The following is a 23,556-nucleotide window of genomic DNA, read 5'->3' on the forward strand; positions in this document are numbered from 1 at the left end:
CCGGCCGCAGGGCCTGGCTAGGCTCGGAGGCATGAGCACCGACACCCCCCGCGAGCCCACCGCCGTCGACGCCGTCGCCGAGCGCTGGGTCGACACGCTCGTCGACCTCGACCCCACCCTCGGCACCGCGATCGGACGCAGCGGCGCGAACGGCCGTCTGGGCGACTACTCGCCGGCCGGTCTCGAGCAGGCCCGGGCGGCGACCGCCTCGGCCCTCGCCGAGCTCGAGGCCGCCGACCCCGTGGACGACGTCGACCGCGTCACGGCCGCCGACCTCGGCGCCGAGCTCCGGCTCTCCCTGGAGGGGCACGACGCCGGTCTGCCGCTGCGGGACCTCAACGTGATCGCGTCCCCGGCGCAGGAGCTGCGCGACGTCTTCGACCTGATGCCGACGGACGAGGTCGCCGACTGGGAGGCGGTCGCCGAGCGGCTGCTGGCCGTGCCGGCCGCCCTCGAGGGCTACGCGGAGACCCTGCGCGAGGGGATCCGCACCGGCGTGGTCCCCGCCCGCCGCCAGGTCGAGCTCGTCGCCGAGCAGGCGCGGAAGATCGCCGCTCCCCGCGGGTTCTTCGCCGAGCTGGCCGCGGAGGCCGCTCCCGCCGCCGGATCCCTGCCCGCGTCGCTCGCTCAGCGGCTGGAGGACGGCGCCCGCCGTGCCTCGGCCGCCTACGGGTCGCTCGCGCAGTTCCTCCGGGGCGAGCTCGCCCCCGCCGCGACCGAGCAGGACGCCGTCGGCCGGGAGCTGTACGCGCTGCACTCCCGCCGCTTCCTCGGCGCTGTCGTCGACCTCGACGAGACCTACGAGTGGGGGATCGAGGAGCTGGCCCGCATGACGTCCGAGCAGGAGGCGATCGCGCGCGAGATCCTGCCCGGCGCCTCCGTCGCCGAGGCGATCGCCCACCTCGAGGCGGACCCGGCCCGCACTCTGCACGGCGTCGACGCTCTGCAGGCGTGGATGCAGGAGACCAGCGACCGCTCCGTCCGCGAGCTCGCCGGCACCGCCTTCGACATCCCGGAGGAGGTGCGCCGCCTCGAGTGCAGGATCGCGCCGACCCAGGAGGGCGGCATCTACTACACCGGTCCGAGCGACGACTTCTCGCGCCCGGGGCGGATGTGGTGGTCGGTCCCGGCCGGAGTCACCGAGTTCGCCACCTGGCGGGAGCTGACCACGGTCTACCACGAGGGCGTCCCGGGCCATCACCTGCAGATCGGCCAGGCCGTCCACAACCGCGCCTGCCTCAACACCTGGCGCCGTCAGCTCGCCGGGACCTCCGGCCACGCCGAGGGCTGGGCGCTCTACGCGGAGCGGCTGATGGAGCGCTTCGGCTACCTCGACGACCCGGCCGACCGCCTGGGCATGCTCGACGGCCAGCGGATGCGCGCGGCGCGCGTCGTGCTGGACATCGGCGTGCACCTCCAGAAGGCGATGCCGGGCTCCGGCACCGTCTGGACCGCCGAGTCGGCCCTCGACTTCATGCGCGCCAACGTGAACATGGACGACGCGTTCGTGCGCTTCGAGGTGAACCGGTACCTCGGCTGGCCGGGGCAGGCTCCGTCCTACAAGATCGGGCAGCGGATCTGGGAGCAGCTGCGCGACGAGGCGGAGGCGCGCGAGGGCGCCGCGTTCTCGCTCGCGGCCTTCCACCGGAGGGCGCTCGACCTCGGCGGCGTCGGTCTCGACACCCTCCGCTCCTCCCTCGCCGGCTGACTCCGGAACCCGCGCCTGGACGGGCGCGGCGAGATTGCCGTGCGCCTCCCGGGGCGTCTAAGCTGGGGTGTCACATCTGTGGCGCCGCCGTGCCCGCGGCGCGCGAGGAAGGCCGGTCCTCCGGCCGGTCGAGCGCGGCTCCCGGGCCGGAGGCACATCCCTCACCACCGCAGTGGTCACCACTCCGCCGAGCCGCGAGGCCCGCAGGCGGCCGCCGCCCGAGACCCATCCATCCTGGAGCATCCCTTAATGACAACCGCAACGACCGACAAGGCAACCAAGCAGGTCGCGATCAACGACATCGGGTCTGCTGAAGACTTTCTTGCCGCGGTCGAAAAGACTCTGAAGTTCTTCAACGACGGAGACCTCATCGAAGGCACCGTCGTGAAGATCGACCGCGACGAGGTCCTCCTCGACGTCGGCTACAAGACCGAGGGCGTCATCCCCTCGCGCGAGCTCTCCATCAAGCACGACGTCGACCCCTCCGAGGTCGTCAACGTGGGCGACAGCGTCGAGGCCCTCGTCCTCCAGAAGGAGGACAAGGAGGGTCGCCTGATCCTGTCCAAGAAGCGTGCGCAGTACGAGCGCGCGTGGGGCGACGTCGAGAAGATCAAGGAGTCGGACGGCGTCGTCACCGGCTCGGTCATCGAGGTCGTCAAGGGCGGTCTCATCGTCGACATCGGCCTCCGCGGCTTCCTCCCGGCCTCGCTCATCGAGCTGCGCCGCGTCCGCGATCTCACGCCGTACCTCGGCCAGGAGATCGAGGCGAAGATCCTCGAGCTCGACAAGAACCGCAACAACGTGGTCCTGTCGCGTCGCGCGCTCCTCGAGCAGACCCAGTCCGAGAGCCGCACCACGTTCCTGAACAACCTGCACAAGGGTCAGGTCCGCAAGGGCGTCGTGTCGTCGATCGTCAACTTCGGTGCGTTCGTCGACCTCGGCGGCGTCGACGGTCTCGTCCACGTCTCCGAGCTCTCCTGGAAGCACATCGAGCACGCCTCCGAGGTCGTCGAGGTGGGCCAGGAGGTCACCGTCGAGATCCTCGAGGTCGACCTCGACCGCGAGCGCGTGTCGCTCTCGCTCAAGGCGACCCAGGAGGACCCGTGGCAGGTCTTCGCCCGCACCCACGCGATCGGACAGGTCGCGCCGGGCAAGGTCACGAAGCTGGTCCCGTTCGGTGCCTTCGTCCGCGTCGCGGACGGCATCGAGGGCCTGGTCCACATCTCCGAGCTGTCGGGCAAGCACGTCGAGCTCGCCGAGCAGGTCGTGTCGGTCGGCGAAGAGGTGTTCGTCAAGGTCATCGACATCGACCTCGACCGTCGCCGCATCTCCCTCTCGCTCAAGCAGGCGAACGAGAACGTCGACCCCGAGGGCACCGAGTTCGACCCGGCGCTCTACGGCATGGCCACGGAGTACGACGACCAGGGGAACTACAAGTACCCCGAGGGCTTCGACCCCGAGACCAACGAGTGGCGCGAGGGCTTCGAGTCGCAGCGCGAGGCCTGGGAGCTGGAGTACGCCGCTGCTCAGGCGCGCTGGGAGGCTCACAAGGCCCAGGTCGCCAAGTCGCAGGAGGAGGCGGCCACCGTCTCCGAGGGCGTCTCGGTCGGCGCCGGCTTCACTAGCGAGTCGACCACCGGCGGCACCCTCGCCGACGACGAGTCGCTCGCCGCGCTCCGCGAGAAGCTGTCCTCGAACAACTGATCGCGAGCACATCGCATCGAACGGCCGGTCCCCTCGGGGGCCGGCCGTTCGGCGTTCCGGGCGACGGCGCTGGGTAGGGTGGCCGGGTGCATCTCGTCGCCCTCACCGGAGGCATCGCCTCGGGCAAGTCCACCGTCGCCCGCCGTCTCGCCGAGCACGGAGCGGTGGTGGTCGACGCCGACGTCCTCGCGCGCGAGGTCGTCGAGCCGGGGGAGCCGGCGCTGGCGGCGATCGCCGAGCGCTTCGGCCCGTCCGTGATCCGCGCGGACGGCGCGCTCGACCGCCCGGCGCTCGGCGCGATCGTCTTCTCGGACGCGGCGGCCCGCGCCGACCTCAATGCCATCACCCATCCGGCGGTGACCCTCCGTTCGCAGCGGCTGTTCGCGGAGGCCGCCGAGGCGGACCCGGCCGCGGTGGTCGTCTACGACGTCCCCCTCCTCGCCGAGGGCCGTGGAGCGGGGGAGTTCGACGAGGTGGTCGTCGTGCACGCGCCGCAGCACCTCCGCATCGAGCGTCTCGTCGCCCTCCGGGGACTGACCGAGGAGGAGGCTCGTGCGCGGGTCTCGTCGCAGGCGAGCGACGAGGAGCGCCTCGCCCTCGCCGACGTCGTGATCGACTCCTCCGGCACGCTGGAGGAGACGCTCGCTCGGACCGACGCGCTGTGGGAGCGTCTCGCCCGCTGACGGTCCGTCCCGGACACCCGCCCTCGTGGCCGAGCGGCCCGGCCGGAGAGCGCACCCCCGTTCGCCGCCAGCGCACGCGCCGTCTGGTGTCGGTGGTCGCGGCTACGCTTCGAACCATGGAGCCAACCCGTGCCGTGCACCCGTTCGAGGTCATCAGCGAGTACAAGCCGAGCGGTGACCAGCCCGGCGCGATCGCCGATCTGAGCGCCCGCATCAACGCCGGCGAGACCGATGTCGTCCTGCTGGGCGCCACCGGGACCGGCAAGTCCGCGACCACGGCCTGGCTCGTCGAGGCCGTGCAGCGCCCCACGCTCGTGCTCGCGCACAACAAGACCCTCGCCGCGCAGCTCGCCAACGAGTTCCGCGAGCTGTTCCCCAACAACGCCGTCGAGTACTTCGTCTCGTACTACGACTACTACCAGCCCGAGGCCTACGTCCCGCAGACCGACACCTTCATCGAGAAGGACAGCTCGGTCAACGCCGAGGTCGAGCGGCTGCGCCACTCCACCACGAACTCGCTCCTGAGCCGCCGCGACGTGATCGTGGTGTCGACCGTCTCGTGCATCTACGGCCTCGGCCAGCCCGAGCAGTACCTCGAGGCGATGGTGGCGCTCCAGGTCGGCCAGCGGGTCGACCGGGACCGCCTCATCCGCAAGTTCGTGTCGATGCAGTACGCGCGCAACGACGTCGACTTCGCCCGCGGCACCTTCCGGGTGCGGGGCGACACGATCGAGATCATCCCGATGTACGAGGAGCTCGCGATCCGGATCGAGATGTTCGGCGACGAGATCGAGGCGCTCTACACGCTCCACCCGCTCACCGGCGACATCGTCCGGAAGCTCGACTCCGTGTCGGTCTTCCCCGGCTCGCACTACGTCGCCAGCCAGGACGTCATGCACCGTGCGATCGACACCATCCAGCAGGAGCTCGAGGTGCGCCTGGCCGACCTCGAGAAGCAGAACAAGCTCCTCGAGGCGCAGCGCCTGCGGATGCGCACGACCTTCGATCTCGAGATGATGCAGCAGATCGGATTCTGCTCCGGCATCGAGAACTACTCCCGCCACATCGACGGCCGCGAGTCGGGCGAGGCCCCGCACTGCCTGCTCGACTACTTCCCGGACGACTTCCTCGTCGTGATCGACGAGTCGCACGTGACGGTGCCGCAGATCGGTGCGATGTACGAGGGCGACGCGTCCCGCAAGCGCACGCTGGTCGAGCACGGCTTCCGCCTGCCCTCGGCGATGGACAACCGGCCCCTGAAGTGGGAGGAGTTCAAGTCGCGCGTCGGTCAGACCGTCTACCTCTCGGCGACCCCGGGCCGCTACGAGATGGGCATCGCCGACGGCATCGTCGAGCAGATCATCCGCCCGACCGGCCTGATCGACCCCGAGATCGTCGTCAAGCCGACGAAGGGCCAGATCGACGACCTGCTCGAGGAGATCAAGCGCCGCACCGAGCGCGACGAGCGCGTGCTCGTCACGACGCTGACGAAGCGCATGGCCGAGGAGCTCACCGACTTCCTCACGGAGGCCGGCGTCCGCGTCCGCTACCTGCACTCCGATGTCGACACCCTGCGCCGCGTCGAGCTCCTCTCGGAGCTGCGGGCGGGCGTGTACGACGTCCTGGTCGGCATCAACCTGCTGCGCGAGGGGCTCGACCTGCCGGAGGTCTCGCTCGTGGCGATCCTCGACGCCGACAAGGAGGGCTTCCTCCGCTCGTCCACGTCGCTGATCCAGACGATCGGCCGTGCGGCGCGCAACGTCTCGGGCGAGGTCCACATGTACGCCGACAAGGTGACGGACTCGATGCGGCTCGCGATCGACGAGACCGACCGCCGACGCGAGAAGCAGGTCGCCTACAACCTCGACCACGGCATCGACCCGACGCCGCTGCGGAAGAAGATCGCCGACATCACCGACGCCCTCGCCCGCGAGGGGGCTGACACCGCCAAGCTGCTCGCCGGGCGCGACGCCAAGAAGAAGAGCCCGACGCCGAACCTGCGCCGTCAGGGTCTCGCCGCGAACGGCGGCAACGACCTCGAGGCGATCATCTCCGACCTCAACGGGCAGATGCTCCAGGCGGCGGGCGAGCTCAAGTTCGAGCTCGCGGCCCGGCTGCGGGACGAGGTCCAGGAGCTCAAGCGCGAGCTCCGCCAGATGGAGAAGGCCGGGCACCTGTCCTGATCGGAGGCGCTGATCCGCAAGGGGAGGGGCCCGCGGATCAGCGCCCAGCGAACGCCACGGGCGATGTCGGTGGCTCCGCATACACTTTCGGAGTGTCGATCCTGAACGCCGTTACGGACCCCTCCTCCACCCCCTCTCCCTCCTTCCACCGCTTCGTCTCCTCGCTCGACGAGTCGTCCTCGAAGCTGGTGGTGAGCGGCGCGCGGGTGCACAACCTGCAGAACGTCGACCTCGAGATCCCGCGCGACTCGATGGTGGTGTTCACCGGTCTCTCGGGCTCGGGCAAGTCCTCGCTGGCCTTCGACACGATCTTCGCGGAGGGCCAGCGGCGCTACGTCGAGTCCCTCTCCGCGTACGCCCGCCAGTTCCTCGGGCAGGTGGACCGGCCGGACGTCGACTTCATCGAGGGCCTCAGCCCCGCGGTCTCGATCGACCAGAAGTCGACGAACCGCAACCCGCGCTCCACCGTCGGCACGATCACCGAGATCTTCGACTACATGCGTCTGCTGTGGGCGCGCATCGGCGTCCCGCACTGCCCCATCTGCAGCGAGCGGATCTCCGCGCAGACCGTGCAGCAGATCGCCGACCAGCTGATGGAGCTCGAGACCGGTACCCGCTACCAGATCCTCAGCCCCGTCGTCTCGCAGAAGAAGGGCGAGTTCGTCGACCTCTTCAAGGAGCTGACCGCGGGCGGCTACTCCCGCGCCATGGTGGACGGGAAGCTCGTCCAGCTGAGCGAGCCGCCGGTGCTCAAGAAGCAGTACAAGCACGACATCTCGGTCGTGGTCGACCGGCTCGTGGCCGGCCCCGACATCCTCGGGCGCCTCACCGACTCGCTCGAGACGGCCCTGCGGCTCACCGACGGCATCGTGCAGATCAACTACGTCGACGGCGAGGGCGACGGCGCCTGGACCACCTACTCCGAGAAGCTGTCCTGCCCCAACAACCACCCGATCTCGCTGACCGAGATCGAGCCGCGGACCTTCTCCTTCAACGCGCCCTTCGGCGCCTGCCCGGAGTGCTCGGGCCTCGGCACGCGCATGTCGGTCGACGACGAGCTGCTGCTCGGCGACCCCGACCTGAGCATCGCCGAGGGCGTCATCATCCCCTGGACCACCCAGGGCAAGGGCTTGTTCCAGTACTACGAGAAGCTGCTCGACGGCCTCTCCCGCGACCTCGGCTTCACGCTCACCACCCCGTGGAAGCGCCTCAGCACCGAGGTGCAGCAGGCCGTCCTCCACGGCGACAACTTCGAGGTCAAGGTCAAGTGGAAGAACCGCTACGGCCGCGAGATGAGCTACACCTCGGGCTTCGAGGGCGTCGTGCCCTACATCGAGCGCCAGTTCGTCCAGGCCGAGACCGACGTCCAGCGCACCCGCTGGTCCGAGTTCCTCCGCGAGGTGCCCTGCCCCGTGTGCAAGGGCTCCCGCCTCAAGCCCGAGGTGCTCGCCGTGCTCGTGCACGGGGCGAGCATCGCGGACGTGGCCGACCTCAGCCTCGGCGACGCCCAGGACTTCATGAGCCGGCTCGAGCTGACCGACCGCGAGGCGCACATCGCCGCGCAGGTGCTGCGCGAGATCCGCGCGCGCATCGACTTCCTCATCGAGGTCGGGCTCAACTACCTCAACCTCTCGCGCGCCGCCGCCTCCCTGTCGGGCGGCGAGGCGCAGCGCATCCGCCTGGCGACCCAGATCGGCTCCGGGCTGACCGGCGTGCTCTACGTGCTCGACGAGCCGAGCATCGGCCTGCACCAGCGCGACAACCGCCGCCTGATCGACACCCTCATCAAGCTGCGCGACCTGGGCAACACGCTGATCGTGGTCGAGCACGACGAGGACACCATCCGCACCGCCGACTGGATCGTCGACATCGGCCCGGGCGCCGGGGTCAACGGCGGCAAGGTCGTGCACTCCGGCTCCTACGAGTCGCTGCTCGAGAACACCCACTCGCTCACCGGCGACTACGTCTCGGGCCGCAAGGCGATCGAGGTCCCGAAGAAGCGGCGGAAGATCGACCGCAAGCGGATGATCAAGGTCGTCGGGGCGAACGCCAACAACCTCCGCAAGGTCGACGCGGAGTTCCCGCTCGGCACGTTCGTCGCGGTCACCGGGGTCTCCGGCTCCGGCAAGAGCACCCTCGTGAACGACATCCTCTACCGCGTGCTCGCCAACCAGCTCAACGGCGCCCGCAAGGTGCCGGGCAAGCACACGCGCGTCACCGGCCTCGAGAACCTCGACAAGGTCGTGCACGTCGACCAGAACCCGATCGGCCGCACGCCGCGCTCGAACCCCGCCACCTACACGGGCGTGTTCGACCGCATCCGTAACCTCTTCGCCGAGACCACCGAGGCGAAGGCGCGGGGGTACCTGCCCGGACGCTTCAGCTTCAACGTCAAGGGCGGCCGCTGCGAGGCCTGCTCGGGCGACGGCACCATCAAGATCGAGATGAACTTCCTGCCCGACGTCTACGTGGCGTGCGAGGTCTGCGGGGGAGCGCGCTACAACCGCGACACACTGACCGTGCACTACAAGGGCAAGAACATCGCCGAGGTGCTCGACATGCCGATCGCCGAGGCGGCCGACTTCTTCGAGCCCATCACGGCGATCCACCGCTTCCTCCGCACGCTGGTGGAGGTGGGCCTCGGCTACGTCCGCCTCGGCCAGAGCGCGACCACGCTCTCCGGCGGCGAGGCGCAGCGCGTCAAGCTGGCCACCGAGCTCCAGCGCCGCTCCAACGGCCGCAGCGTCTACGTGCTCGACGAGCCGACGACGGGCCTGCACTTCGAGGACGTCCGCAAGCTCCTCCTCGTCCTCAACGGCCTGGTCGACAAGGGCAACACGGTGATCACCATCGAGCACAACCTCGACGTCATCAAGTCCGCCGACTGGCTGATCGACATGGGTCCCGAGGGCGGCGCCGGCGGCGGACAGGTGGTCGCGGTGGGCACCCCCGAGCACGTGGCGAAGGTCGAGGGCAGCCACACCGGCATGTTCCTCGCCGAGATCCTCGGCTGACGCGAGCGAGAGGCATGGCGCAGACAGTCGACTTCCGGCCGAAGCCGGGTGAGATCCCGACCCTCCCCGGCGTGTACCGCTTCACGGACGCCCGGGGGCGGGTGCTCTACGTGGGCAAGGCCAAGAACCTCCGCGCGCGGCTGAGCAACTACTTCGCCCCGCTGCCGAGCCTGCACGAGCGCACCCGGCGGATGGTCACCTCGGCCTCCGGCGTCGAGTGGACCGTCGTCGGCACCGACGTCGAGGCCCTGCAGCTCGAGTTCACCTGGATCAACGAGTTCGATCCCCCCTTCAACGTCAAGTTCCGCGACGACAAGTCCTACCCCTACATGGCGGTGACGCTCGGCGACGAGGCCCCGCGGGTGATGGTCACGCGGAACGCCAAGATCAGGAAGGCCCGCTACTTCGGGCCCTACCCCAAGATCTGGGCGATCCACGAGACGATCGACCTGATGATCAAGGCGTTCCCGATCAGGACCTGCAACGACTCCAACTACAAGCGCGCCATGCAGAGCGGCAAGCCCTGCTTCGCGTCGCAGATCGGCCGCTGCGGCGGGCCCTGCTCCCACCGCGTCACCTTCGCCGAGCACCGCGAGATGGTCGACCGCTTCGTCGCCTTCATGGGCAGCCACGACCGCCGGATGATCGGCGAGCTCGAGAAGGAGATGCGCGAGGCCGCCGCCGCGATGGAGTACGAGCGCGCCGGGAAGCTGCGCGATCAGGCCGCCGCCCTCGACGCGGTCCTCGCCAAGAGCGCGGTCGTGCTCAAGGACAACGTGGACGTCGACCTCTACGCGATCGTCCACGACGAGCTCGCCGCCTCCGTGCAGCAGTTCCGGGTCCGCGGCGGGCGCATCCGCGGCGAGCGGGGCTGGGTCGTCGACAAGGAGCTCGACATGAGCACGGCGGAGCTCGTCGACACGGCACTGCAGGCCGCCTACGAGACCGGCGACGTCCCGCCCCGGGAGGTCGTCGTGCCGGAGCTGCCCGAGGACACCGAGGCGCTCGAGGAGTGGCTGAGCGGACTGCGCGGCACGAACGTGCGCCTCCGAGCGGCCCAGCGCGGAGACAAGGCCGCCCTCCTCGAGACGGCGACGCAGAACGCGAAGCACTCGCTGATGCTCTACAAGACCCGCCGCTCCGCCGACTTCACCGCTCGGACGCAGGCCCTGGAGGACATCCGCGACGCCCTCGGCATGAGCGAGGCGCCGCTCCGGATGGAGTGCTACGACGTCTCCCACCTCAGCGGCACCAACATCGTCGCCTCGATGGTGGTCTTCGAGGACGGGCTCGCGCGGAAGGACCAGTACCGGCGGTTCTCCATCGCGGAGTCGACGGACGACACCGAGTCGCTGCACCAGGTGCTGACCCGCCGCCTCGCGTACCTCCGCGAGCCGGTCGAGCCCGCGGCGGTCGACCCCGAGACCGGCGAGGCCAAGCGGCGCAAGTTCTCGTACCCCCCGCAGCTGCTGATCGTCGACGGCGGTCAGCCGCAGGTCGCAGCCGCGCAGCGCGCGCTCGACGAGTCCGGGGTGACCGGCATCACCCTCTGCGGGATCGCCAAGCGCCTCGAGGAGATCTGGCTGCCGGACTCCGACTTCCCCGTCATCCTGCCGCGCAACAGCGATGCGCTCTTCCTCTTCCAGCGCATCCGCGACGAGGCGCACCGCTTCGCGATCACCCACCAGAGGACGCGTCGCAAGCGCGACATCTCGTCGCAGCTGGCCGAGGTGCCCGGGCTCGGAGGCACGCGAGTTCGCGACCTGCTGAAGCACTTCGGATCCGTCGCCCGGCTCCGCGAGGCGGGCGAGGCCGAGATCGCCGAGGTCAAGGGCATCGGCCCGACGCTGGCGGGCGCGATCCACGCGCACCTGCATCCGGACGGGTCCGCCGTCGGGGGCACGCCCTAGGCTGGAGGCCCGCGCTCCGGGGGAGAGCGGCCGGTGCCCGGCACCGAGGACACGAGCAGACACGAGCACGGAGAGCGCATGAGCACGGAGAGCGAGCAGCAGGACGTGCTGATCGTCACGGGGATGTCCGGAGCGGGCCGGTCCACGGCCGCGAACGCGCTGGAGGACCTCGGCTGGTACGTCGTCGACAACCTGCCGCCGCAGATGCTGCGCCCGCTGGTCGACCTGGCGCAGCGTGCAGGGGACACGCTGCCGAAGATCGCGGCGGTCGTCGACGTCCGCGGACGCGACTTCTTCGAGGACCTCGGCGACATCGTCCGCGAGCTGCGCGCCGGGGTCGACCTCCGAGTGGTGTTCCTCGAGGCCACCGACGCCGCGCTCGTCCGCCGCTTCGAGCAGGTGCGCCGTCCGCACCCGCTGCAGGGCCGGGGGACCCTCCTCGACGGCATCTCCGCCGAGCGGACGCGCCTCGCTCAGCTGCGGGAGTCGGCCGACATCGTCATCGACACCTCGGACCTCAACATCCACCAGCTGGCCACCAGCATCACCGAGCGCTTCGCCGAGGCCGGCCGCGCGGGCCTCCAGGTCACGGTGATGAGCTTCGGCTTCAAGTACGGGCTGCCGACGGACGCCGACATGGTGGCCGACGCGCGGTTCCTGCCGAACCCGTACTGGATCCCGGAGCTGCGTCCGCACACGGGTCTCGACGAAGAGGTGAGAGACTACGTGCTGGCCCAGCAGGGCGCCGAGGAGTTCATCGACTCCTACTCCCGGGCCCTGCGCCCCGTGCTCGACGGCTACCAGCGCGAGAACAAGCGCCACGCGACCATCGCGATCGGCTGCACGGGAGGCAAGCACCGCTCCGTCGCGGTCGCGGGCCGTGTCGCGGCCCGTCTGGCCGAGCTGCCGGGCGTCGCAGTCAACGTGGCGCACCGCGACCTCGGCCGAGAATGATCCCCGCGCGCTCAGCCGCGCACCCGACGTAAGGAAGACTCCGTGGCCCTCACCGCAGACGTCAAGGGCGAACTGGTCGCGATCGTCTCGCGCAAGAACACCGTCCGTGCCGCCGAACTGGCGACCATCCTCCGCTTCTCCGGAGGACTGCACATCATCTCCAACCGCCTCGCGGTCGAGGTCGAGCTCGACTCCGCCCCGCTCGCGACCCGCGTGCGCCGCGACCTCGCCGAGCTGTACGGCGTCCGCAGCGAGGGCAGCATCGTCTCGGCCGGCGGATCCCGGAGGACCACGAGCTGGCTGGTGCGCGTCGTCGAGGGCGGGGACACCCTCGCCCGGCAGACCGGCCTCCTCGACCAGCGGGGCCGGCCCGTCCGCGGCCTGCCCAACCGCCTCACGACCGGCTCCCGCGAGGAGCTCGCCGCCCTGTGGCGCGGCGCCTTCCTCGCCCAGGGCTCGCTGACCGACCCGGGCCGCTCCGCGGCGCTCGAGATCATCTGCCCCGGCAACGAGGCGGCCATGGCGATCGTCGGAGCCGCCGGACGCCTGGGAGTCCAGGCCAAGTCCCGCGAGGTGCGCGGGGTCCACCGGGTCGTCATCCGCGACGGCGAGAGCATCAGCGCGATGCTCACCCTGATGGGCGCGACCGCGACCGTCGCGAGCTGGGAGGAGCTGCGCCAGCGCCGCGAGGTGCGGGCGACCGCGAACCGCCTCGTCAACTTCGACGACGCGAACCTCCGCCGCTCCGCCCAGGCCGCCGTCGCGGCGTGCGCCCGCGTCGAGCGCGCGATGGAGATCCTGGGCGACGACATCCCCGAGCACCTCCGCTACGCCGGGCGCCTGCGCCTCGCGCACCGCGAAGCGAGCCTCGACGAGCTCGGCCACCACGCCGATCCGCCGATGACGAAGGACGCCGTCGCCGGCCGCATCCGCCGCCTCCTCGCGATGGCCGACAAGCGCGCGTCCGACCTCGACATCCCGGGCACCGACGCGAACCTCCCGGCCGAGCTGCAGGACCTGTAGGTCCGGCCGCACGGCGCGCCCCGCCCGGCGAACGCTGAGTGTCTCCTGGTCGAACAACGCAAGCCCTCCGAACGCGGAGGGGCCCCCTCGCTAGACTGACCGGGTCGCTCAAGACACTCCCGGCCCTCCTCCTCCGCCTCGCGGAGGACGCCGAGACGCCGGCGGGTCGCACGGGAGCGACGACCACGAACAGGAGATCGCACATGGCTGACTACACGCTCGCCGAACTGCCCTACGACTACTCGGCCCTCGAGCCGAACATCAGTGGGCGGATCATGGAGCTCCACCACGACAAGCACCACGCGACGTACGTGGCCGGGGCGAACACCGCCCTCGCCTCGCTGCAGGAGGCTCGCGACAGCGAGAACCTCGCGAACGTGAACAAGCTCCAGAAGGACCTCGCCTTCAACCTCGCCGGTCACGTGAACCACACCGTGTTCTGGAACAACCTCTCGCCGGACGGCGGCGACAAGCCCGTCGGCGAGCTCGCCGCGGCCATCGACGACAACTTCGGGTCGTTCGACAAGTTCCGCGCCCACTTCACCGCCTCGGCCCTCGGCATCCAGGGCTCCGGCTGGTCGATCCTCGCCTGGGACTCTCTCGGCGAGAAGCTCATCATCGAGCAGCTCTACGACCACCAGGGCAACCTCGCCGCGGCGACCGTCCCGGTCCTCCTCCTCGACATGTGGGAGCACGCCTTCTACCTCGACTACGTCAACGTGAAGGCCGACTACGTCAAGGCGTTCTGGAACATCGTGAACTGGGCCGACGTCTCCGCGCGCTTCGAGAAGGCCCGCGAGAAGACTTCGGGCCTGCTGCTACTGTCGTAGCGATCTCGGCGTCCCGGGCCCCGCGTCCGGGACGCCCTGTCGTCGGCTTCCACCCCTCCACTGCACCGTCGAGGTGCCTTTCCTCACCAGGAGATATCTGTGTCCGTCAAGATCGGCATCAACGGCTTCGGCCGTATCGGCCGTAACTTCTTCCGTGCAGCCCTCGCCAAGGGCAGCGACCTCGAGATCGTCGCGGTCAACGACCTCACCGACAACAAGGCCCTCGCGCACCTCCTGAAGTACGACTCCATCACGGGACGCCTCGACGCGACCGTCGAGCTCGACGGCGACCGCATCGTCGTCAACGGCAAGCCGATCATCGTCCTCGAGGAGCGCGACCCCGCGAACCTTCCCTGGGGCGAGCTGGGAGTCGACGTCGTCATCGAGTCGACCGGCCGCTTCACCAAGTCGGAGGACGCGCGCAAGCACATCACCGCGGGTGCCAAGAAGGTCATCGTCTCCGCTCCCGCCACCGGCAGCGACGTCGCGACCCTGGTCCTCGGCGTGAACGAGAACACCTACGACCCCGCGACGCACGACATCATCTCGAACGCGTCCTGCACCACGAACTGCCTCGCGCCGCTCGCCAAGGTGCTGCTCGACAACTTCGGCATCGAGCGCGGCCTGATGACCACGGTCCACGCGTACACCGCCGACCAGAACCTCCAGGACGGCCCGCACAGCGACCTGCGTCGCGCCCGCGCTGCCGCCGTCAACATCATCCCGACCTCGACCGGTGCCGCCAAGGCGCTCGGCCTGGTCATCCCGGAGCTCGTCGGCAAGCTCGACGGCTACGCCCTCCGCGTCCCGGTCCCGACCGGCTCGATCACCGACCTCACCGTCGAGCTGACCAAGCCCGCCACCGTCGAGGAGATCAACGCGGCGTACAAGGCGGCCTCCGAGGGAGACCTCAAGGGCATCCTCAAGTACACCGAGGACCCGATCGTCTCGAGCGACATCGTGACCGACCCGCACTCGTCGATCTTCGACGCGGGCCTCACGAAGGTCATCGGCAGCCAGGTCAAGGTCGCCTCCTGGTACGACAACGAGTGGGGCTACTCCAACCGCCTCGTCGACGTCACCGAGTTCGTCGCCGGCAAGCTCTAAGGGCTGCGCGCAGTGACGCTCCGCACTCTGGACTCACTGGGCTCCCTCGCAGGCAAGCGCGTCGTCGTCCGCTGCGATCTGAACGTCCCCCTGAAGGACGGAACGATCACGGACGACGGCCGCGTGCGCGCGTCGGTGCCCACGCTCCAGCGTCTGGTCTCCGAGGGCGCCCGAGTCGTGGTCGTGAGCCACCTCGGGCGCCCCGAGGGGAAGCCCGAGGCGAAGTACAGCCTCGCTCCCGTCGCCGCCCGCCTCGGCGAGCTGCTCGACGCTCCGGTGGCCTTCGCCGAGGACACCGTCGGGGAGGCGGCGTCGGCCGCCGTCGACGCCCTCGAGGACGGCCAGGTCGTCGTCCTCGAGAACCTCCGGTTCAACGCCGGCGAGACGAGCAAGGACGAAGCCGAGCGCCGCACCTTCGCCGAGAAGCTGGCCGCCTACGGCGACGCCTTCGTCTCCGACGGGTTCGGCGTCGTGCACCGCAAGCAGGCGAGCGTCTACGAGCTCGCCGAGCTTCTCCCCAGCGCCGCCGGCACGCTGATCGCGGCCGAGCTCGAGGTGCTGGAGCGGCTCACCGAGAAGCCCGAGCGCCCCTACGCGGTCGTCCTCGGCGGCTCGAAGGTCTCGGACAAGCTCGGCGTGATCGAGCACCTGCTGCCGAAGGTCGACTCGATCCTCATCGGCGGCGGAATGCTGTTCACCTTCCTCAAGGCCCAGGGCCACGAGGTCGGCGCCAGCCTGCTGGAGGCGGACCAGGTCGACACCGTGCTCGGCTACCTCGCGAAGGCGAAGGAGCTGGGCGTGGAGATCGTCCTGCCGACGGACGTCGTCGTGGCGTCGGAGTTCGGCCCCGACGCCGAGCACCAGGTCGCCTCGGCCGACGCGATCGAGGGCACGCCCTTCGGTGAGAAGGGCCTCGGCCTGGACATCGGACCGGACACCGCCGCGCACTTCGCCGAGATCACCGCGGCGTCCGAGACGGTGTTCTGGAACGGCCCCATGGGCGTCTTCGAGCTCGAGCCGTTCGCGGCGGGCACCAAGACCGTCGCGCAGGCGCTCACCGAGGTCGACGGCCTCAGCGTCGTCGGCGGAGGCGACTCCGCCGCGGCCGTCCGCGCCCTCGGGTTCCGCGACGACCAGTTCGGCCACATCTCGACGGGAGGCGGAGCGAGCCTCGAATTCCTCGAGGGCAAGCGCCTCCCCGGACTGGAGGTCCTCGGATGGTAGACACCGCCGCCCGCACCCCGCTCATCGCCGGCAACTGGAAGATGAACCTGGACCACCTCCAGGCCATCGCCTTCGTGCAGAAGCTGGCGTGGAGCCTCAAGGACGCCGACCACGACTTCGACGGTGTCGAGGTCGCGGTGTTCCCGCCCTTCACGGACCTCCGGCCCGTGCAGATCCTCGTCGACTCGGACAAGCTGCCGCTCAAGTACGGCGCGCAGGACGTCTCGAAGTTCGACAGCGGCGCCTACACCGGTGAGATCTCGGGCCAGTTCCTGAAGCAGCTCGACTGCGACTACGTGATCGTCGGCCACTCGGAGCGTCGCACGCTCCACGGCGAGACGGACGCGGACATCGCCGCCAAGTCGGCCGCGGCCGTCAATCACGGCGTCGCTCCGATCATCTGCGTCGGCGAGACCGCGGAGGACCTCGAGAAGCACGGCCCGTCGGCTGTGCCGGTCGCCCAGCTGAAGGAGGCCCTCACCGGCCTCCCCGCGGACGCCGACCTCGTCGTCGCCTACGAGCCGGTCTGGGCCATCGGCTCCGGACAGGCCGCGACGCCCGAGCAGGCCCAGCAGGTCTGCAAGGCGCTCCGCGGAGTCGTCGCCGACGTCCTCGGCGCCGACACCGCCGCGAAGACCCGCATCCTCTACGGCGGCTCCGTGAAGTCCGGAAACATCGCCGGCTTCATGCGCGAGCCCGACGTCGACGGAGCACTCGTCGGAGGCGCCAGCCTCCAGGTCGACGAGTTCGCGGCGATCGCACGATTCCGGAACCACGTCGGGGTCTGAGTTGCTGCGACGAGAGGGCGGGCCCATCGGGCCCGCCCTCTCGTCGTCCACGCCGCTCCCTGCGCGGCGTGGCGCGGTCGGCTTCGCGACGGGGCGCGGTTCCGAGAGCGGGATGCGTCCGGCTACGTCGATCCGCTGGAACGCGGATCACCGGTTCGCCTCGCTTCGTCCACGCCGCTCCCCGCGCGGCGTGGCGGGGTCGGCTTCGCGACGGGGCGCGGTTCCGAGAGCGGGATGCGTTCGGCTACGGAGATCCGCTGGGACGCGGATCGCCGGTTCGCCTCGGAGATCCCACACCGGCTTCGCGCGTTGGCCGGTGCGGTGCTGTCGGCTCGTCGCGGGGTGCTCTCCGAGAGAGTGGCGCGTTCGGCTCGATCGGTCCGCTGGTACGTGGATCACAGGCTCGCGGTCCGGCGACTGAAGAGGTTGTCGAGGGCACCGCGACGAGGCCACCCGCTCCGCCCCTCGACGGACACTCGTATACATCGCCCCGAACACGGGACGACGCATTCCTCGCGGATTCGCAGGCGCCGTTATACTCGTCGGGGCGCGCAACGCGCCAGAACTTCGAAAGGTACCGCGTGGACATCCTCCAGGTCGTGCTCCAGGTCATCCTGGGCATCACGAGCCTCCTGCTCACCATGCTGATCCTGCTCCACAAGGGGCGCGGCGGCGGTCTGTCCGACATGTTCGGGGGCGGAGTCACCTCCAACCTCGGCGCGTCGGGCGTCGCCGAGCGCAACCTCAACCGCATCACCGTGATCCTGGGCGTCGTCTGGCTGGCCTGCATCGTGGTGCTCGGACTCATCACCAAGTTCACCACCGGAGCATAGGGGTACTCGCAATGGCATCAGGCGGCAGTGCAATCCGCGGTTCGCGCGTCGGCGCAGGACCCATGGGCGAGCAGGACCGGGGCTTCCACGCGGAGCGCGTCGCGGTCTCCTACTGGGACGCTCTCGGCAATGAGACGGTGCGCCACTTCTCGGCGGCCCTCCCCGAGGACGAGATACCCGAGGTGATCGACTCCCCGCAGTCCGGTCTCCCCGCGGGCCGCGACCGGGCGAACCCGCCCCAGGTCGCGAAGACCGAGCCCTACAAGACGCACCTCGCCTACGTGAAGGAGCGCCGCACCGAGGCCGAGGCGGCTCAGCTCCTCGAGGAGGCGCTGCAGCAGCTGCGCGCCCGACGAGGCACCGCGACCCCGTCCTGATCCTCACCGCACGACGAACGACGGAAGGCCCGCCCCCTCAGGGGACGGGCCTTCCGTCGTTTCCGGACCGGCCTCAGTAGCTCGGAGCGATGAGCGACTCGGGGACCTCGGCCGCAGCCTCCTGGTCGACAAAGAACACCGTGCGCTTGCGACCGAACGCGCCCGACGCGGGCACCTCGTTCGTGCTGGCACCCGCGAGCGCGAGGCCCAGGGCCGAGGCCTTGTCGGCGCCGGCGAGCACCATCCAGATGCGGTCCGACTGGTTGATCAGCGGCAGCGTGAGGGTGAGGCGCTCGGGCGGCGGCTTCGGAGAGTTGCGGACGGCGAGGACGCCGGGCGTCGTGGAGCGGATCGCGGAGCGCTCGGGGAACAGCGACGCGATGTGCCCGTCCGGCCCGACGCCGAGGAAGGTGATGTCGAAGCGCGGGTAGTCGCGCCCCTCGGAGGCGTGCTCGCGCAGCTCCGCGTCGTAGGCAGCGGCGGCGCCGTCGAGGTCCAGGCCCTCGTCCGAGGCCGGGTAGGAGTGCACGTTCGCCGCCGGCACATCGAGGACGCTGAAGAGGTCCCCGGCCTGGACGTCGTTGCGGTCCTCGTGGCCGCGGGGCACCCAGCGCTCGTCGCCCCACCAGAAGTGCACGCGCGACCAGTCCACGTTGCCGGCGGCGGAGGAGGAGCCGATCTCCTTGAGCGTGGCGGCTCCCATCGTCCCTCCGGTGAGCACGACGTTCGCCGAACCCAGGTCGTCGAGGACGTCGATCGTCTTGGTGAGGAACCGGGCGGCGACCGAGCCGGCGAGGGTCTGCTTGTCGCGGTGGACCAGCACGCGGCGTTCGGTGGTCATCTCAGGGGACTCCTTCGGGTTCGGGTGCCGATCGGCGGGGTTCGGCTCCGTGTCGGGAAGCTCTGAGGTGCGGGCGCCCTGGACGGGCGCCCACACCTCAGGAGGCGCTGCGGGCCTCGGCCTTCTCAGTGAGCATGTCGACCCCGCGCGAGATCACTTCACCGTACAGGTCATCCGGGTCGAGCCGGCGCAGCTCCTCCGCCAGGCAGTCCCGGAGGCTGCGGCGGGGGAGCGAGATGTCGTGGACCGGCTGATCGGGCTGCGTGAGCGTCGCGACGTTGGGCACCGAGCGCTCGAGCTCGATCACTCCGGAGTCGCGGATGAGCCGGACGCCGTGGATCCCGCTGGACCCGGTCGCGCTGATCGTGAGCTCGTGGTCGACGGGGATGTCGAGCTCGAGCTGCAGCCAGGCGGCGAGCAGGATCGTGGAGGGGGAGTCGGGCGCGCCCGAGACCTCGACGGCCGTGATCGGCTCGTAGGGCGGCTGGTCGAGCACGGCGGCGAGCTGCGCGCGCCAGAGGGTGAGGCGGGTCCAGGCGAAGTCGGTGTCGCCGGGGGCGTAGGTGGACGCGAGGTGGTGCAGCGCTTCCGCCGGGTTCGACTGGGCCGACGCGTCGGTGATCCGCCGAGTGGCGATCCGGCCGATCGGGGACGCGGAGGCGTTGTCCGGAGCGCTGTTCGGCCACCAAGCCACGACGGGGGCGTCGGGGAGGAGCAGGCCCGTGACCAGGCTCTCCTCGTCCTCGGCCGCGTCTCCGTAGGGACGGAGCACGACGACCTCGCTCGCGCCGGCGTCGCCTCCGACCCGGATCTGCGCGTCGACCCGCGCCGTCGCGTCGACCGGGACCGTGGTGGTGCCGTCGTCCTTCGAGACCACGATGACGCGCATCGGGTGCTCGCGGGACGCGTCGTTCGCGGCCTCGATGGCCTCCTCCTCGTGACCCCGGGAGGTCGCGATGATGAGGGTGAGGACGCGGCCGAGGGCGACGGCGCCGCCCTCCTCGCGGATCTTGACGAGGGTCTTCGAGACCTCGCTCGTCGTGGTGTCGGGCAGATCGACGATCATGGACGCCTCCAGGTGCGGCCGTCGCGGGCGAGGAGCTCGTCGGCGGAATCGGGGCCCCATGTTCCGGGGCGGTACTGCTCGGGCTGGCCCTGCGTGGCCCAGAACTCCTCGATCGGGTCGAGGATCTTCCAGGACAGCTCGACCTCCTCGTGCCGGGGGAAGAGCGGCGGCTCGCCCAGGAGGACGTCGAGGATGAGGCGCTCGTACGCCTCGGGGCTCGCCTCGGTGAACGCGTGGCCGTAGCCGAAGTCCATCGTCACGTCGCGCACCTGCATGCCGGCGCCGGGCACCTTCGAGCCGAATCGCATGGTGACGCCCTCGTCGGGCTGGACCCGGATGACGAGCGCGTTCTGGCCCAGCGACGTGGTCTGGCTCTCGGCGAAGAGCTGCTTCGGTGCCCGCTTGAACACGACCGCGATCTCGGTGACGCGGCGGCCGAGGCGCTTGCCGGCCCGCAGGTAGAACGGCACGCCGGCCCAGCGTCGGGTGCCGATGTCCAGGCGCATGGCGGCATAGGTCTCGGTGGTCGAGGTGGGGCTCATGCCGTCCTCCTCGAGGAAGCCGAGCACCTTCTCGCCGCCCTGCCAGCCGCCGGCGTACTGTCCGCGGGCGGTAGAAGTGGAGAGGTCGGCGGGGAGGCGGACGGCCGCGAGGACCTTCTCCTTCTCCGCACGGAGGTCGGCCGCGTCGAACGAGATCGGCTCCTCCATGGCGGTCAGGGCGAGCAGCTGCAGCAGGTGGTTCTGGATGACGTCGCGCGCCGCTCCGATGCCGTCGTAGTAGCCCGCGCGCCCGCCCACGCCGATGTCCTCGGCCATGGTGATCTGCACGTGGTCGACGTAGTTCGAGTTCCAGAGCGGCTCGTACATCATGTTGGCGAAGCGGAGGGCCAGGATGTTCTGGACCGTCTCCTTGCCGAGGTAGTGGTCGATCCGGAAGACGGAGTCGGGCGGGAAGACCGACTCGACGACGTCGTTCAGCTCGCGAGCCGTCTTCAGGTCGCTGCCGAACGGCTTCTCGATGACGACGCGGCGCCACTGGCCGTCCTTCTGCTCGGCGAGGCCGGAGCTGCGCAGCTGCTCGGTGACCTGCGGGAAGGACTTCGGGGGGATCGAGAGGTAGAAGGCGAAGTTGCCGTTCGTGCCGCGCTCGCGGTCGAGGTCGTCGACGGTCGTCTTCAGGCGGGCGAACGCCTCGGGGTCGTCGAACTCGCCCTGCACGAACCGGATGCCCTGCGCGAGCTGCGCCCAGACCTCCTCGTGGAACTCGGTGCGGGCGTGCTTCTTCACGGAGTCGTGGACGACCTGCTCGAAGTCCTGGTCGTCCCAGTCGCGCCGGGCGAATCCGACGAGGGCGAAGCCGGGAGGCAGGAGGCCGCGGTTGGCGAGATCGTAGACCGCGGGCATGAGCTTCTTGCGGGAGAGGTCGCCGGTCACGCCGAAGATGACGAGGCCGCTGGGCCCGGCGATCCGGTTCAACCGGCGGTCGAAGCTCAACCTCAGCGGGTTGAACTCGGGGGTGATGTCCACAGACATGTGCAGTGTCCTTCTGTGTGCCGGTGGGACCGGCGCACTGCTATCGGTGAGGGAGGGGGAGGAGCGGGCGGGCCCGGCTGCTGCCCCGGGAAGTGGTCGCGGGACGACCGCGGGCACGCCGCCGCGCGCTCGAGAGCGCAGCGGCGGCGTGCCCGTCGGATCAGGTGTTGAGGGCCTCGAAGAGCGCCTCGAGGTCGGCCTCGGGGTCGGTCAGCGTGAGGGTCAGCACCGGCCGGCCGTGCTCGGCGAGCACGCTCGCGTCGCCGGCGGCCTGCGCCAGGATGAGCTGGCCGAAGGTGAACGGGCTGTCCGGGATCTCGAGGTCCACGTCGGAGCGCTCGGTGATCTGGAGGAACACGCCGGTCGGCGCCCCGCCCTTGTGGTACTGCCCGGTCGAGTGCAGGAAGCGCGGGCCCCACCCGAAGGTGACGGGGCGCTGGGCCTGCGCGGCGAGGAGGTCGCGCACGCCCTCGAGCTGCGGGAGCGCGAGGCGGTCGACGTACGCCTGGATCGAGACGTAGCCGCCGTCGCCCAGCTGCGCGAGGAGGCGGTCGACAGCGGCGGCGACGGTCGAGACGCCCTCGGTGACGCTGCTGCTGCCGGTGACCTCGATGCCCGCGTCGGTGAACGCGGGCGCCTCGGGCTCGGGGCGCTTCTCGAGCAGGGCCCGGGTCGCGACCTTCGCCGACTCGACGTCGGGCTGGTCGAACGGGTTGATGCCCAGGAGGCGACCCGCGACGGCGACGGCGTACTCCCACGTCAGCATCTGAGCGCCGAGCGAGCCGGAGAGGAGGATCTCGCCCTCGTGGCGGTCGCGCGGGAACAGGTGCAGCGCCGTGGCGTCCTCGACCAGGCGGACGACCTGCACGTCGGGCAGGTCCTCCGAGAGCTCGGGGGCCAGCGTGCCGAGGACGACGGGGAGGATGCCCGTGCCGTCCTTGCCGGTGGACTCGGCGATGAGCTGCTCCGCCCAGTCGGCGAAGCCGACGATGTCGGTCCCGTCGGCGACGATCGCGAGCTTGTCGCGGCGCGGGCTGGTCGCGGCGATCGCCGCTCCGAGGATCAGGCCCGGGTTCTCGGGGGAGTCCACGGCGAGCCCGAGGGAGGCCTCGGCCGCCTCGTCGAGGAGGGCCTCGATGTCGGCGCCGGCGAGCCCGGACGGCACGAGGCCGAACGCGGAGAGCGCCGAGAAGCGCCCGCCGATGTTCGGGTCGGCGTTGAACACGCGGTAGCCGGCCTCGCGGGAGGAGGTGTCCAGGGGCGAGCCCGGGTCGGTCACGATGACGATGCGGTCGAGCGGATCGATGCCCGCCTCCGTGAACGCCTTCTCGTAGGCCTTCTTCTGGCTCGCGGTCTCGACGGTCGAGCCGGACTTCGAGGAGATGACGACCGCGGTCGACGCGAGCCGGTCGTTCAGGGCCGCGAGCACCTGGCCGGGCGCCGTCGAGTCGAGCACGGTGAGCTCGACGCCGGCGGTGCGGGTGATGACCTCGGGCGCGAGCGAGGAGCCGCCCATGCCGCCGAGGACGATGTGGTCGACGCCCTTGGCCTGGAACTCCTCGCGCAGGGCGAGGATCTGGGGGATCAGGGGGCGGGAGACGGTGGTCGACTCGGTCCACCCGAGGCGCTTGGCCGCCTCCTCCTCCGCCGCGGCGCCCCACAGGGTGGGGACCTGGGCGGTGATGCCGGAGGCGACCTCGTCGGCGACGAGCTCCGGGACGACGCGGTCGACGGCCTTCTCGGCGTCTCCGCTGACGTGGATCTGGATGGCCATGA

The 23,556-nt window shown here is 70.4% G+C and carries 18 protein-coding genes; 14 read left to right on the forward strand and 4 right to left on the reverse strand.

The window, feature by feature from the left end:
* Positions 1 to 31: 31 nt before the first annotated feature.
* The 14 genes from C5C56_RS01110 (at position 32) to C5C56_RS01175 (ending at position 18,338) form a co-directional block, all read left to right on the forward strand.
* The gene (locus tag C5C56_RS01110; protein WP_104318988.1) at positions 32 to 1,708 is read left to right on the forward strand and encodes a DUF885 domain-containing protein; all 1,677 of its coding nucleotides are present in this window, start codon (positions 32 to 34) and stop codon (positions 1,706 to 1,708) included.
* A gap of 249 nt (positions 1,709 to 1,957) precedes the next feature.
* Positions 1,958 to 3,412 (forward strand): 30S ribosomal protein S1, encoded by a 1,455-nt coding sequence (gene rpsA / locus C5C56_RS01115; RefSeq protein WP_104225298.1) that lies wholly within the window; start codon positions 1,958 to 1,960, stop codon positions 3,410 to 3,412.
* Between the two features lie 86 nt (positions 3,413 to 3,498).
* Positions 3,499 to 4,095, forward strand: coding sequence for a dephospho-CoA kinase (gene coaE / locus C5C56_RS01120; protein WP_104221899.1), 597 nt, complete (start codon positions 3,499 to 3,501; stop codon positions 4,093 to 4,095).
* Between the two features lie 116 nt (positions 4,096 to 4,211).
* A complete protein-coding gene (gene uvrB, locus C5C56_RS01125; protein ID WP_104221901.1) occupies positions 4,212 to 6,278 on the forward strand; it encodes an excinuclease ABC subunit UvrB in 2,067 nt (688 codons plus the stop codon).
* A 188-nt stretch (positions 6,279 to 6,466) separates the two neighbouring features.
* Positions 6,467 to 9,292, forward strand: coding sequence for an excinuclease ABC subunit UvrA (gene uvrA, locus C5C56_RS01130; protein WP_244229661.1), 2,826 nt, complete (start codon positions 6,467 to 6,469; stop codon positions 9,290 to 9,292).
* 14 nt (positions 9,293 to 9,306) lie between these two features.
* Positions 9,307 to 11,202 (forward strand): excinuclease ABC subunit UvrC, encoded by a 1,896-nt coding sequence (gene uvrC / locus C5C56_RS01135; protein ID WP_104268633.1) that lies wholly within the window; start codon positions 9,307 to 9,309, stop codon positions 11,200 to 11,202.
* A gap of 78 nt (positions 11,203 to 11,280) precedes the next feature.
* A complete protein-coding gene (rapZ, locus tag C5C56_RS01140) occupies positions 11,281 to 12,156 on the forward strand; it encodes an RNase adapter RapZ (protein ID WP_097166020.1) in 876 nt (291 codons plus the stop codon).
* Between the two features lie 42 nt (positions 12,157 to 12,198).
* Entirely contained in the window at positions 12,199 to 13,179 is a 981-nt protein-coding gene (gene whiA, locus C5C56_RS01145) for a DNA-binding protein WhiA (protein ID WP_104318989.1), read from the forward strand.
* A gap of 203 nt (positions 13,180 to 13,382) precedes the next feature.
* Complete coding sequence (locus tag C5C56_RS01150) at positions 13,383 to 14,009, forward strand: superoxide dismutase (protein ID WP_104221907.1); 627 nt, start codon at positions 13,383 to 13,385, stop codon at positions 14,007 to 14,009.
* Positions 14,010 to 14,108: 99 nt separating this feature from the next.
* On the forward strand, positions 14,109 to 15,116 hold the full coding sequence (gene gap, locus C5C56_RS01155; protein WP_104221909.1) for a type I glyceraldehyde-3-phosphate dehydrogenase: 1,008 nt from the start codon (positions 14,109 to 14,111) through the stop codon (positions 15,114 to 15,116).
* 12 nt (positions 15,117 to 15,128) lie between these two features.
* Positions 15,129 to 16,340: a phosphoglycerate kinase gene (locus tag C5C56_RS01160; protein ID WP_104318990.1), complete on the forward strand. Its 1,212-nt coding sequence runs from the start codon at positions 15,129 to 15,131 to the stop codon at positions 16,338 to 16,340.
* Positions 16,334 to 17,128 (forward strand): triose-phosphate isomerase, encoded by a 795-nt coding sequence (gene tpiA / locus C5C56_RS01165; protein ID WP_104221913.1) that lies wholly within the window; start codon positions 16,334 to 16,336, stop codon positions 17,126 to 17,128. Before C5C56_RS01160 ends, tpiA begins: the two co-directional genes overlap by 7 nt.
* A 581-nt stretch (positions 17,129 to 17,709) precedes the next feature.
* The gene (gene secG, locus C5C56_RS01170; protein WP_104221915.1) at positions 17,710 to 17,961 is read left to right on the forward strand and encodes a preprotein translocase subunit SecG; all 252 of its coding nucleotides are present in this window, start codon (positions 17,710 to 17,712) and stop codon (positions 17,959 to 17,961) included.
* Between the two features lie 11 nt (positions 17,962 to 17,972).
* Entirely contained in the window at positions 17,973 to 18,338 is a 366-nt protein-coding gene (locus tag C5C56_RS01175) for an RNA polymerase-binding protein RbpA (protein WP_055791968.1), read from the forward strand.
* 73 nt (positions 18,339 to 18,411) lie between these two features.
* Here C5C56_RS01175 and pgl read toward each other — a convergent pair whose 3' ends face one another.
* From pgl to C5C56_RS01195, 4 genes are all read right to left on the reverse strand, one after another.
* Positions 18,412 to 19,179: a 6-phosphogluconolactonase gene (gene pgl, locus C5C56_RS01180; protein ID WP_104221917.1), complete on the reverse strand. Its 768-nt coding sequence runs from the start codon at positions 19,177 to 19,179 to the stop codon at positions 18,412 to 18,414.
* Positions 19,180 to 19,276: 97 nt separating this feature from the next.
* Positions 19,277 to 20,245 (reverse strand): glucose-6-phosphate dehydrogenase assembly protein OpcA, encoded by a 969-nt coding sequence (locus tag C5C56_RS01185; RefSeq protein WP_104232638.1) that lies wholly within the window; start codon positions 20,243 to 20,245, stop codon positions 19,277 to 19,279.
* Positions 20,242 to 21,780, reverse strand: coding sequence for a glucose-6-phosphate dehydrogenase (zwf, locus tag C5C56_RS01190; RefSeq protein ID WP_104225293.1), 1,539 nt, complete (start codon positions 21,778 to 21,780; stop codon positions 20,242 to 20,244). Before zwf ends, C5C56_RS01185 begins: the two co-directional genes overlap by 4 nt.
* 160 nt (positions 21,781 to 21,940) lie before the next feature.
* The gene (locus C5C56_RS01195) at positions 21,941 to 23,554 is read right to left on the reverse strand and encodes a glucose-6-phosphate isomerase (protein ID WP_104221922.1); all 1,614 of its coding nucleotides are present in this window, start codon (positions 23,552 to 23,554) and stop codon (positions 21,941 to 21,943) included.
* Between the last annotated feature and the right edge of the window lie 2 nt (positions 23,555 to 23,556).

The sequence above is a fragment of the Rathayibacter sp. AY1D1 genome (assembly GCF_002932635.1).
Taxonomy (GTDB): Bacteria; Actinomycetota; Actinomycetes; order Actinomycetales; family Microbacteriaceae; genus Rathayibacter.